This is a genomic window from Trichocoleus desertorum ATA4-8-CV12 (assembly GCA_019358975.1).
Classification (GTDB): domain Bacteria; phylum Cyanobacteriota; class Cyanobacteriia; order FACHB-46; family FACHB-46; genus Trichocoleus; species Trichocoleus desertorum_A.
In genome coordinates this window covers 14,536-27,842 of the sequence record JAHHIL010000061.1, presented here as the reverse complement: position 1 = coordinate 27,842, position 13,307 = coordinate 14,536, and the positions used below count along the sequence as shown (strand labels likewise).

The following is a 13,307-nucleotide window of genomic DNA, read 5'->3' as shown; positions in this document are numbered from 1 at the left end:
AAGTAGAAGCTTGGCAAGAGGAGCGCAATCAAGAGAAGACCTGGATTGATTGGCGATTTACGACCGCAGATGCCAGGATAAAACTGCATCGACTTTACCCGTCAACTAATAATTGACTGACTACTAGACGACTATCAAAGACTGATGCTAGATCAACTTCCCTATTATCCAGATTAGCCTTTAGCAGAGCGTTAGCACCTGCATCAGCAATGTAAGCGGTGTTGTTTTGAATGACAAAGCTGTAAGGGTTGGAGTCTATTCCGCCTCCATCGGGATTTTTAGTTTGCTCAAAGGCGGAAACATCAGCGATCGCAGTCCAATCAGAACCACCGTTAAGGGCATTAATTTTCAGCAATTGTCCAAACTCTGGCACTCCCAAAGTACTCCGGGCAGCAGGATCGCTACCCAGCCCAATGAGAACATAAGGTTGCCCAGTCGCATCAAAAGCCACATCATGGGCACCTGTAGCCTCACTCCCATCGGGTGCTGCTAATGATGGCAATCCAGTTACGACTCTAGTCACTGTGCCATTTTCAATGCGGGTCAGTGCTCCTGTAGCACCGTAACAAACTGATGCGTTTGGATTTGTTGGAGAAGGAATGCACGGTCCCGTACCACCCCGTCCTGCTTCAGTTACATAAAGAGCACCATTCGATCCGATGGTTAATCCTCTAGGGTTATCTAAATCACTTGCGATTATTTTAAAGGTCGCAGCAAGAGCTGTGTTTTCGAGACTAAGAGCGACGATAGTTGCTCCTATTGTGGCAGTTAGATGCTTCAACATGGGTAATCTCCAAAATACGGCGTTGCAGTATGTTGTTTGAATCCACTTGCACTGACTTCATTGAGCAAAATCACCGAAAAATTTGGGCGATCGCTCCTTCAGAATGACAAATAGATTGTTGAAGATCGATTAATAGTTCTTTCCCTCTTCATCGGTAAAACACCACAGCCATTGTTCTCCTAATTCGGCTGAGCTAATCACCTCATGTCCACTCTCCTCATAGTGCCGACGAGCATGTTGATTTTTGGAGGAGTCGCAGCACAGCATCTTGCCGCAAGTCTGACAAATTCGTAAATGCACCCAGCGATCGTTAATCCGAATACACTCCTCGCACCGAAACATAGGATAGTTGGCTTTCGGGATTAAGTTTTCTAGCGTTATTCCATTCAAATGTTGGCAATGCATAGGATTTTGCTATGTATGTGTATGAATGAATTGGAAGCATGTTTAATCATGCTTACTTAGTAACACAGTTAGTCGTACGATCTTGTAAAGAAAGATGATGTGATCCTTAAACAGGATGATTGCGATCGCTTTACTGGTCAGTGAAACTCCAATCAGTTCTGCTATCGGTGCTGTGAAGGAATTTGCTGTGAAACACAACCTGCGGCTTTAATTAAGTCGGCGGCTTTTTCACCAATCATGATGGTAGGTGCGTTCGTATTGCCTGTGGTGATGGTTGGCATAATAGAAGCATCCACGACCCGCAACCCCTTAATTCCATGTACCCGCAGTTCGGGGTCTACAACTGCCATAGGGTCAGTGCCCATTTTGCAAGTGCCGACTGGATGCCACACGGTACTGCAAGTTTCCCGGACGTAAGCAACGAGGGCTGCATCACTCTGCTTATCGGCACCCGGAGCGATTTCCTTACCGCGAAACTCATCCAACACACTTGCACCGAACAAGTTACGGAGTAATTTAATTCCGACAACGAGCTTTTGCACATCGGCTTCACTTTGGAGAAAGTTCATCCTAAACATCGGTGCGTCTTTGGGGTCGGCGGAATGCAAGCTGACGCTGCCAATGTTTTGGGGATGAGTCAAACAGACGAAACTTGTGAATCCTAAGCCAGAGTGGACATAGCCAGGTGGTACTAACACAACGGGACCGAAGAGAAACTGTAAATCGGGTGCAGCATCCAGATTCCCCTCAGTACGCAAAAACAAGCCCGCTTCAGCGACACTACTGGTGCTTGCTGTGTGTAAATCTTGAATTGCCTCGTGCGCCACGGACACGACAGGGTGGTCTTGGAGGTTTTGACCAACACCCGGCAAATCAGCCACTACTGGAATTCCCAAGGCTTTCAGGTGTTCTGCATCCCCAATGCCAGAAAGCATAAGCAGTTTAGGTGAATCGAACGCGCCCGCACTTAAAATCACCTCCTGGTTGACCCTGACTTGGTGCAGTGTGCCCTCGTGCAGGTATTCCACCCCAACGGTACGGGTGTCCTCAGACAACAATCGAGTGACCAACGCTCCTGTCGTTACAGTCAAATTGGGACGCTGGAGAATGGGTACAAGGAAGGCCGCAGCAGCACTGTGTCGCTTACCATCCTTGATGGTCAACTGATAGAGTCCTGCCCCTTCCTGCTGCTTTCCATTAACATCAGGATTGTGGTCATATCCGACTGCCACCGCTGCGTCTACAAAGCGTTGGGATAGCACAGCAGGCGCAATCGGATCGCTCACGCTTAACTCTCCATCAACCCCATGAAATTCGGACGCGCCTCGCTGTTGATGCTCCGATTTCTTGAAGTAGGGCAGGACATCTGGGTAGCTCCAACCAGGATTACCTAACGAGTGCCAGTGGTCATAATCGTGAGGATTGCCCCGCAAATAAATCATGATGTTAATCGAACTGCTGCCCCCCAAGACTTTGCCACGAGGACAAAAGATTTTGCGGTGATTCAGGTAAGGTTCTGGTTCGGAGAAATATGCCCAGTCCACCTCAGAGCCTAGTAGACTGAGGCATTGCGCTGGGATGTGAATCTCTGGTTTTGTGTCTGGGTTGCCTGCTTCGAGAAGTAGCACCGTTGTGTCACTGTCTTCGCTCAGACGGTTGGCGACGACGCAGCCTGCTGAGCCTGCACCAATCACAATGTAATCATATTGAGTCATGACATTCTTCTTCTCGATTACTGGTAATGGCTTTGCATAGCTCTAGTTGGTTTTGTTCTGTAAATATTTCTCGAACCATCTCAAGGCGGTTGTGCTGGCGATCGCAAAGCCCTCTCCCTGGAAGCCGTCAAAGTGTCCACCTTTCAAGACTGTGAAAGACTTTGGTTCGATCGCGTCTGCATAGACAGTGGCGGCTAAGCTGGGAGAGGCCAGGAAATCTTGCTCGCCTACAATTAGACATACCGGGGTGGGAAAGATGGCTTCAGGGTGCGGAATCGCTTCGTAGTAGAGACAATGTTCAATCGATTCAAAGGTGAGCCGATTCTCCCATCTACCTTCGCTGGCATCCTTCGCTAATTCAATCCAAGTAAAGGCATCGGGTGTCGCTAGGAAGGAGGGTTGACCGGGCGGGGCAACCAAGGGGAAGTAGCTCACTTCTCCGGTTTGATACCGTTTGATCCGATCTTCTGAAAGCAACTTTGTGAGTTCATGGAGTGCCAGTGGGGAGACCAAACGGCGAGAATTGAGAAATGCGTTCACTGTAGGCATTTGGGCCACGATCGCTTTCACGCGCCGATCGAATGCTGCTAAGTGTAGGACGTGACCACCGCTATAAGAGAAACCCCAAAGACCGATGCGTTCAGGGTCAACTTCGCATTGGAGTTGAGTCCAAGTAATGGCATTGCGGTAGTCTTCATGCTGCTCGGTCGGGAGCATTTGTCCCCGAGGTTCTCCCTCACTCGCACCCATATAGCGATAATCGAACAGTGTGACGACGAATCCCGCTTGAACGAAGCACTCAGCAAACTGTGGCAACCCCATCTCTTTGGTCAAGCCAATGCCATGAGCCATGACAATGGCAGGACAGCGATCGCCGGATGCAGCTTGATCGGGTGTGTAAAACGTGACGGCACACTTGAGACCTTTACTCTCAAAACTGGTGCTTCTGATTTGCATTACTGCTTATCCTTTTATTGAGGTGTTGAGCTTTATACCAGGGGTGTATCCACTAGATGTTCTGCTAAGAACCAAACTTGTAACTCGTTCGTTCACAGCACTTGGATTACTTTTCCTCTTTAAGAAAGTCCAGCAGTGCGGAATTGACCTGTTCTGCATGAGTCCAGTTGATGGCGTGAGGACCATCAGGTATCACCACTAGACGGCTATTTTTGATTAGATTCGGCAACCTGTTACCAGTGGAGTCGATCGGAAGGATGCGGTCAGCCCCCCCGTGGATGATTAAAGTTGGCACATCAATGTGTGGCAAGTCATCCCGGAAATCGGTCAACCACGACGGCACACAGTCTAAAGTCCCCTTAGCAGAAGCTGCTGCTGCAACATTCCAGCTCATCTGGATGGCCTCGTTGCTGATGCGGTCACCAAGAAACACATCTACGTTAAAGAAATTGTGGAAAAATAGAGAGAGATAGGCTGGTCGGTCTGCGACAATGCTCTTCATAATGCCATCGAAGACGCTTTGATCAACCCCTTCTGGGTTATCGTCGGTCTTCAACAGGAAGGGGGGCACCGGAGCCATTAGCACTGCTTTCTGCACACGCTCTGAGCCGTACTTGCCGAGGTAGCGCGTCACTTCGCCCGTTCCCATTGAGAAACCAACCAGCATGACATCACGCAGATCCAGTTCTGTCATGAGTATGTTGAGATCTGCGGCGAACGTGTCGTAGTCATAGCCAAAGGATGGTTGGCTGGAGTTGCCAAAGCCTCGGCGATCGTAAGTAATGACTCGGTAGCCCGCTGCCAGCAAAACCCCCACCTGCTTTTCCCAAGAGTGTCCGCTCAAAGGAAATCCGTGGATGAGAACTACAGGCTGGCCTGTTCCGTGGTCTTCGTAGTAGATGTCGATGGTGCCAGAGTTTTCTTTGCCGACAGTAACGTAAGACATTCTAGAATCTCCTTTTTGTGGGTAAGTTTGTGGTATCTTTCGTCTGCGCCAAGAGGCTACTCTTCTGGGTCACAAAACAGTATCTCAGCTAATCTAGGATGGTTTCATAGCAGCCGTTGCAGCCATTTCGATGAATTTAGTTACTTCTTGGGGATGAGAGACAAAGGGCACATGACTTGATTTGATCTCACTGGTCTTAGCACCGATGCGTTTTGCCATAAAGCGCTCAAGTTCAGGATTAATCGCCCGGTCTTCCTGAGTCACGAGATACCAGGAGGGAATTGTTTTCCAGGCGGCGCGATCGAGTGTTTGGTCAAAAGCGATGCTAGCAACTGGCTTTTGGGTTGCTGCCATCACCCGGGCCTCAGCTAAGGAGACATCCTGGGCAAAAAACTCATGTAGCTTGGTTCGATCAATGAAGAGAAAGCCTGCGGTATCAGGCACAATTGCGGTGCTGAGCGGGGGTGCTGCATACCTACTATTCAACCCACTAATATTTTCGCCGACTTCGGGGGCAAAACCAGCGATATAAGCTAACCCCTTCACTTGCGGGTTGCCAGCTGCCGCGCTCGTAATCACACTTCCTCCATAGGAATGCCCCACCACTACGACAGCACCCTTCTGAGCATCAATCACTCGCTTAGTGGTGGCAACATCTTCTGGGAGAGACGTGAGCGTATTCTGTACAGCCGTCACGGTATAGCCATCTCGTTCCAGCAGTGGAATAATGTGTTGCCATGATGTCGCATCAGCAAAGGTACCGTGAACAAGAACGATCGCGGGTTTAGGGTTGGAAGTTTGGGGTAATTCCTTTGAGGTGGCTACTTCTGAACGCATCAGCACCATCATTGAAACACTGAATGCCAGTAGCAACAATAAAAGCTTTTGAATTTTCTTGCCTGCAAAAATCACCATTATTACCACCTTTATGTTTTTGCTGGACTGATTGAGTTGAGCTAGTGAACAAGCCCGAGGCAAGGCGATTGAACTGTTGTTTAAGTGTGGGTTAGAAAGAGAATTTAGTGACTTGCAGTGACAATAGCTGCCATCAATGGCTCGATGTCCCAGCGATCGCGATACCGCAGACCATTGATAAACAATGCTGGAGCAGCCTCAACTCCACTTTGCAATCCGCTAGTGATATCTTCCTGGATGCGATCGCGATGTACTTGTCTACTGATCGTTCGCAAAAACTGGCAGACATCAAGTCCGAGATGATTGGCATACTCCACGAGATAACCGCTTCCTAGGGCTTGCTGATGGCTGAACAACATGTTATGCATTTGCCAGAACTGTCCTTGTGCTCCCGCTGCTAGGGCTGCCGCTGCTGCCTTTTGAGCTTGAGGATGGATTTGAGGTTGAGGAAACTGCCGAAACACAAAGCACAAGTAGTTTTCCGGAGTGGAGGTGGCATCCAGCAGCGTTTGGACTGTTTCAATTAGGGTGTAAAGTTCTCCACACTCAAGACATTGATAGTCCCCATATTCAACGAGCACCACTTTGGCATTAAGTTCTCCTTGGCGGTAGTCTCGCTCAGAGGGCGGTATCACTAACGGGTTGCGTTCACTCTGTGTCTCCATTGGAGAATCGCCAGATGTTTCTTCAGAAATATCGTGACTCATGCTAAATCTGTAAAGAAAAGAGCATTCATCGTACGAGAGGCACTGTGAACTCTCTTTTTCTCAACCCTAGAACTATTTGTATGACCTTAATTTAGGAGGCCAACTCCAATCTGTCGTCCATTCCAAGTCCATATTTGAAGTCACACAACGATCAGTCCCTAGGCAATCTGAGGTACTAGGTTGACATCAAACTTAAGTTCATAGATTGGAACAAGCTTGCAAGGCAATCTCTACGACTTGCAGGAGTTCCGCGCGACTCGCTCCGCTGGAGGCTTGGACGGACATGCCAAAGTTAACGGTTAGGACAAAGCGGGCAAGGGCAGCGGGGTCAGTATCAGACGGCAAATCTCCTTCTGCGATCGCCCGGGCAAAGCGATCGCGAATTTTCGTCTCACCCAAAACTCGGCGTTCTGCTAGTTCTTGTGGGAGTGGATCGCTTGGATCAGCGCAGGAGAGTACAGTCTGAGCATAGAGGCATCTAGGCGGGTTATCTGGATTTGTCAGCAAATCGACCACACCATACATCATCCGCTCGATCACTTTTCGGGCAGTTGGCTCCTCTAGAGCTTGGCTCATGTAGGGCGTTTGTTGCTCTTGATAAAGATCGAGCACCTTACGAAATAGGGTTTCTTTGTTGCCAAAAGCTGCATAAAGGCTGGGACGGTTGATCCCCATTGCCTCCGTTAGATCGCTCAAGGATGTTCCCAGATAGCCCTTCTGCCAAAACACATACAAAGCTTTTTCTAAGGCTTCGTCGATATCGAAAGCGCGAGGTCGTCCCTGAGTACCGTGCAATTTTCTCGTTTCCATACCCTTCAGTATAAAACTTTCTTGACACCCAGATTTAACCAAGAGATACTTTTTGTACCGATTGGTAAATAAATTACAGGCTAGTAATTATGATTTCCTTACCAAACGTCATTGTTAAAGGAAAGATTTACGAAAGCTGCAATTCTCTGGTTTACCGAGGAATTAGAAAACAAGATAACTTAGCAGTCATCCTCAAAGTTCTTAAACAAGACTATCCCACCCCAACTGAGCTAATCCGTTACAAGCAGGAATATGAAATCACCCAATCACTCAATCTTGAGGGGGTAATCAAAGCCTACGCGCAGCAAGAGTATCAAAGAACGCTCGTCATCCTTCTAGAAGATTTTGGTGGCGAGTCTTTGGAAAAGTGGATGTGGGATACCGCTAAGACATATTGCCCTACGCCTCTACCTGAATTTCTGCGTTTTGCAATGACGGTGACGCAGATCCTAGGTGATATTCATGCGGCTCATGTAATTCACAAAGATATTAATCCTAGTAACATCGTCCTCAATCCTCAAACAGGACAAATTAAAGTTATTGATTTTGGCATTTCTACACGTCTGGGTTGCACTAATCCCACCTTCAACCACCCCAACATTCTAGAAGGCACTTTAGCTTACATTTCCCCAGAGCAAACTGGACGCATGAACCGTTTGCTAGACTACCGCACCGATTTTTATTCCCTTGGTGTCACCTTCTATCAACTGCTCACTGGACAGTTGCCGTTTCCCGCGACCGACATTCTTGAGTTAGTCCACTGCCATATTGCCAAACAGCCTGTGCCGCCGCATGAGCTGAGTGCAGCGATCCCTAAAGCCATTTCAGATATCGTCTTAAAACTGATGGCAAAAAATGCTGAGGAGCGCTATCAGAGTGCTGGAGGCATCACAGCGGATTTAGAACTCTGTGCCCAGCAACTAATAGAAACAGGCCGAATCGGTAGCTTGCACCTGGGTCTACAGGATGTTTCTAATCAGTTTCAAATTCCCCAAAAACTGTATGGGCGCGATGCAGAAATTACCGCGCTACTGGCAGCGTTTAACAGAATAGCCGGAAGATGTGAAATAGAGACGAAGAGAGAAGGAGACGCAGAGAACCAAGATATCTCCCCATCCCCACGTCCCCCTATCTCTGCATCTTCTGAAATGCTGCTCGTCTCTGGCTGTGCTGGTATTGGTAAATCAGCTTTAGTCCAAGAACTCTACAAACCCATCACGGTAAGACGTGGCTACTTTACCTCTGGTAAATTTGACCAACTTCAACGCAATATCCCCTATAGTGCGATCGCCCAGGCTCTACAAAAATTAGTACAACAACTGCTGGGCGAACCTAATGAGCAGGTGCAACAGTGGCGATCGCGCTTGCTGACAGCTTTGGGAAACAATGGACAACTGATCATTGATGTGATTCCGGAAGTAGAGTTAATTATTGGCAAGCAACCTTCTGTCGTGCAAGTGGGAGCAACGGAAGCGCAGAATCGTTTCAATCGCGTTTTTCAGCAATTTGTGCGGGTGTTTTGTTCTAAGAAACATCCTTTAGTCATCTTTTTAGATGATTTGCAGTGGATTGACTCCGCTACGCTGAAATTAATTGAGCTGCTATTACTCGATGAACAAGTTCAATTTTTATTTTTAATTGGAGCTTATCGAGACAATGAAGTCAATCCAACCCATCCGCTGGTATTAACACTAGAGAGACTGCGAAAACAAGGGGTAGTGCTTCAGGAAATTGTTCTGGCACCATTAGCGCTGAAGCCGTTGAGTCAGTTGATTGCTGAGACACTCAATCAAGATATCAAAATTGTTCATCCTTTGGCTCAATTAGTATTACGCAAAACCGAGGGAAATCCTTTTTTTGTCAATGAGTTTTTAAGATTATTGTCTAGTGAAAACTTACTAAGTTTTGATGCTGCGAATTCAAGGTGGCATTGGAATATTCCTGATATTCAAGCCCAAAACATCACCGATAATGTTGTAGATCTGATGCTGGTCAAGTTGAAGAAACTGCCAGAAAGCACGCAGCACGCTCTACGGCTAGCAGCTTGTATTGGAGCCGAATTTGATTTAGATACTTTAGCGATCGCTTGTGGGCAGTCTTCCAATAGAGTATTTAGAGATTTACTGCCAGCGATTCAGAAAGGATTCATTCAGCCTCTCTCTGAACTAGATGAGGACTTATTAGTTCAGCAGTACAAATTTTCGCACGATCGCGTTCAGCAAGCTGCTTATGCTTTGATTGATGCGTCACAAAAACAAGTTATTCATCTACAAATTGGTCGCAATCTCCTCGAAAAAACCTTATTAGAACCCCTGTCAAATTGGCTATTTGAAGCAGTTGATCATCTAAATCACGGGATCGAACTTGTTACTAATGCAGGTGAACGAACTGAGATTGCCAAATTAAATTTAATGGCAGGGCAGAAAGCAAAGGCAGCGATCGCCTACAGATCGGCGAAAAAGTATTTAGCTACAGCCCGAGAATGGCTAGCATCTTCTAGCTGGAAAACTAACTACAAGCTGACACTAGATTTATATTTAGAAACAACAGAAGTTGCTTACCTGTGTGGTGACTTTGAGCAGGTAGAATCCTGGGCAGCGATCATTCTGCAAGAAGCTAAAACGGTTCTCGACACCGTAAAAGTTTATGAAGTCAAAGTTCAAACCTGCATGTCGCAGAGCCAACCATTAAAAGCGATTAATACGGCACTGCAAATTTTGCAGCAACTGGGGGTTAACTTTCCTGAAAAGCCAAGTCAGTTAGATATTCGCCTTGAACTAGACATAATCACATCCCGCTTCCATGAGAGACCGATTAAAGACTTGATTCATCTACCAGAAATGACTGAGCCAGAAAAGTTGGCGGTGATGCAAATTTTATCAAGTATAACGGTTGCTGCCCATATTGCGGCTCCTAATCTAATGCCTCTGCTTGCGTTTAAACAGATCAACTTGTTAATCCATTATGGTAATACGTTTGTATCACATTTTGCGTATGCTACCTTTGGGGTAATTCTTTGTGGAATAGGTAGAAACATAGAGGCTGGCTACCAGTTTGGACAGCTTGCTTTAAGGCAGTTGTCACAGCCTCATACTCATTCCCTCAGAGCCAGAACACTGCTGTTCGTAAATGTATACATCATCCATTGGAAAGAACACATCAGAAAAGCGCTGGAGCCATTACTAGAAGGCTATCAAAGTGGTCTAGAAACTGGGGCTTTGGAGTTTGCTGCCTATTGCGCTCATGGTTACTGTTTTTACTCCTTTATCGTCGGAAAGGAACTCATGAAACTTGAAGACGAGATGACGATATACAGTGAAGCAATCCGTCAAATTAAACAGGAAGCAGCATTAACCTGGAATCAATTATTTCATCAGTCTGTATTAAATTTGATGGGATGCTCAGCTAATCCAACCCGTCTCGTTGGCAAATCTTACAATGAGGAGAACAGACCGCCGCACCATGAAATCAATGACTTAATGTTTAAGATGTATTCTCAGAAAACTTTTCTATGCTATCTGTTTTCTGAGTACTCTCAGGCAGTTGAAAACTCAACCCTAGCAGAAAGTTATTTGATCCAACCAATCGAGTCTCCCGCTGAGCATTTTTACCACCTCTATAGCTCTCTAGCAAGACTCGCAACATACTCTGGAAGTAGCGCTCAAGTGCAGGAGGAAATCCTCAAAAAAATTACTGCTAGTCAGGAGAAACTTAAACGAGCGGCACATTACGCGCCCATGAATTATTTGCACAAATATCATCTAGTGCAAGCAGAGACGGCACGAGTTCTGGGTCAGTGGTTTGAGGCAGAAGAGTTCTATGAACAAGCGATTCAAGGAGCCAAGGAGAACGAGTATATTCAGGAAGAGGCATTAGCCTATGAATTAGCTGCAAAATTTTACCTATCTCGTGGCAGGGAAAAGTTTGCCCACACCTACATGAAAGAAGCCCGCTACTGCTATGAGCGCTGGGGAGCGATTGCAAAGGTAAAAGATTTAGAAACTCGCTACCCACAGTTCTTTCCTCAATCTTCGGATGCAGCTTCGCCAACCCATAAAACTTCTGGAACCACCTCTAATCGCTCAGACCTTGCTTTAGATTTAGCAGCGGTACTGAAAGCTTCTCAGGCGATATCTAGTGAAATTGAATTGGAACAATTGCTCCGCTCTTTGATGCAGCTCTTAATTGAGACGGCTGGGGCACAAACTGGATGCCTGATTTTGGAAAACGCGGGAGAATGGGCGATCGCAGCAGCTTGTGAACTCAGCGAAGGAGAGCAGGTCTGTACTACACGGGTGTTGGAATCGCTGCCCACTGCAAATCGTTTGCCAGAATCAATCACTCAGTACGTGATTCGGAGTCACGAATCTGTGATCTTGAATAATGCCACTCGTGAAGGCAATTTCATTCATGATCCCTATATTCAGCACCATCAAATTCAATCACTTCTCTGTCTGCCACTCCTGAATCAAAGTAAGCTTGTCGGTGTGTTGTATCTAGAAAATCAACTAGTAACTGGAGCTTTCCCACCAGAGCGATCGCAAGTGTTGAACCTGTTATCATCCCAGGCAGCGATCGCCATTGAAAATGCCAAGCTCTACTCCAAGTTACGTGCTAGCGAAAGTAGAATGAAACAATTTCTCGAAGCGGTTCCAGTCGGCATTGGAGTTTTGGATGCAACGGGTCGCGCTTACTACGTCAATCAACGGGGCATGCAGCTAATGGGCAAAGGCGTTGACCCCACAGCGACACCAGATCTAATCCCAGAGGTTTATCAATTTTATCTAGCAGGAACCGATCAAAACTATCCTACTGAGAAGCTACCTATCGTCCGGGCATTGAGCGGCGATCGCACGACGATAGACGATCTAGAGATTCACCAAAACGACAAAATCATTCCAGTTGAGGTGTGGGGAACACCAGTCTTTGATGAACAGGGCAATGTTGATTATGCGATCGCTGTCTTTCAAGACATCACTGAGCGTAAGCAAGCAGAACACTTCTTAGCCAATTACAACCGCACTTTAGAGCAACAGGTAACAGAACGAACTACAGCCTTACAGCAAAGCGAAGCCGAACTGCGCCACCGAGAACAGGAGTTAAGGTTGATCACCGACGCTCTCCCCGCTCTGGTCAGCTATGTAGATGCCAATTGCCGCTATCAATTTATTAACCGCACCTATGAGATCTGGTTTGACCTGAGCCGAGATGAAATTCTGGGCAAATATGTCTATGAATTGCTGGATAAAACAGTTTATCAGAGAGTTGAACCGTTTATTAATCAAGTGTTTGCAGGGCAAACTGTAAATCTGGAGGCGGAAATTCCCTTTCCAGTAGGTAAAAAGTCGATCAGTGGTACCCTGATCCCCGATTTCGATGCCAATACTCAAGTGAGAGGATTCTACAGCCTGATCACAGATATTAGCGATCAAAAACGTGCTGAAGAAGCCTCAATTTTAGAGGAACGCAACCGCATGGCACGAGAAATTCACGATGCACTAGCGCAAGCGTTTACAGGTATTTTGCTGCATATTGGAGCGGCGACAGAGCTCATCACCAAAAAACCAGCCATGGCACAAGCACACCTAGAAACAGCCGATGAGTTGGCGCGTACTGGACTTGCTGAAGCTCGGCGCTCAGTGACTGCCCTCCGACCAAAACTATTAGAAAAGGGAGACCTGTACCAAGCACTGAACCATCTCACTGCTCAAATGAAATCTTCTACAGATACTCATATCACCTGTGAAATGATGGGTATTGTCTATGCTTTATTACCCAATGTGGAAAATAACCTATTACGCATTGGGCAGGAAGCATTAACTAACGCAATTAAATATGCTAACGCTACTGAAATTCGCGTTGAATTAGCATACGAGGAGATCCAGTGCCTGTTACGAGTGAAAGATAATGGGCAAGGGTTTGAAGTGAAGCAAGGATATCCAACCAAGGGATTCGGTTTACTGGGGATGAGCGAACGGGTTGAGCAGATGGGCGGTGAATTAATCATCCACAGCCAGCCTAATCAAGGTACAGAAATCATTGTCGTTGTGAATCGGGAGTAAGCATCT

General features: G+C 46.8%; 9 protein-coding genes. 1 reads left to right on the top strand and 8 read right to left on the bottom strand.

Features of this window, described 5'->3' with window-relative positions:
• Positions 1-94: 94 nt before the first annotated feature.
• From KME12_24995 to KME12_24960, 8 genes are all read right to left on the bottom strand, one after another.
• Positions 95-784, bottom strand: coding sequence for a ScyD/ScyE family protein (locus tag KME12_24995; GenBank protein ID MBW4491033.1), 690 nt, complete (start codon positions 782-784; stop codon positions 95-97).
• 129 nt (positions 785-913) lie between these two features.
• Positions 914-1,189, bottom strand: a complete 276-nt coding sequence (locus tag KME12_24990) for a UBP-type zinc finger domain-containing protein (protein ID MBW4491032.1) — start codon at positions 1,187-1,189, stop codon at positions 914-916.
• A gap of 161 nt (positions 1,190-1,350) precedes the next feature.
• Positions 1,351-2,904, bottom strand: a complete 1,554-nt coding sequence (locus KME12_24985; GenBank protein ID MBW4491031.1) for a GMC family oxidoreductase N-terminal domain-containing protein — start codon at positions 2,902-2,904, stop codon at positions 1,351-1,353.
• Positions 2,905-2,946: 42 nt separating this feature from the next.
• On the bottom strand, positions 2,947-3,861 hold the full coding sequence (locus tag KME12_24980) for an alpha/beta fold hydrolase (protein ID MBW4491030.1): 915 nt from the start codon (positions 3,859-3,861) through the stop codon (positions 2,947-2,949).
• A gap of 106 nt (positions 3,862-3,967) precedes the next feature.
• Positions 3,968-4,807, bottom strand: a complete 840-nt coding sequence (locus KME12_24975) for an alpha/beta hydrolase (GenBank protein MBW4491029.1) — start codon at positions 4,805-4,807, stop codon at positions 3,968-3,970.
• Between the two features lie 93 nt (positions 4,808-4,900).
• The gene (locus KME12_24970) at positions 4,901-5,722 is read right to left on the bottom strand and encodes an alpha/beta hydrolase (GenBank protein ID MBW4491028.1); all 822 of its coding nucleotides are present in this window, start codon (positions 5,720-5,722) and stop codon (positions 4,901-4,903) included.
• Positions 5,723-5,826: 104 nt separating this feature from the next.
• On the bottom strand, positions 5,827-6,387 hold the full coding sequence (locus tag KME12_24965) for a DsbA family protein (GenBank protein ID MBW4491027.1): 561 nt from the start codon (positions 6,385-6,387) through the stop codon (positions 5,827-5,829).
• Positions 6,388-6,627: 240 nt separating this feature from the next.
• Positions 6,628-7,239, bottom strand: coding sequence for a TetR/AcrR family transcriptional regulator (locus tag KME12_24960; GenBank protein ID MBW4491026.1), 612 nt, complete (start codon positions 7,237-7,239; stop codon positions 6,628-6,630).
• An 89-nt stretch (positions 7,240-7,328) separates the two neighbouring features.
• Between KME12_24960 and KME12_24955 the strand changes: the two genes are divergently transcribed.
• Complete coding sequence (locus KME12_24955; protein MBW4491025.1) at positions 7,329-13,301, top strand: AAA family ATPase; 5,973 nt, start codon at positions 7,329-7,331, stop codon at positions 13,299-13,301.
• The last annotated feature ends 6 nt before the right edge of the window (positions 13,302-13,307 follow it).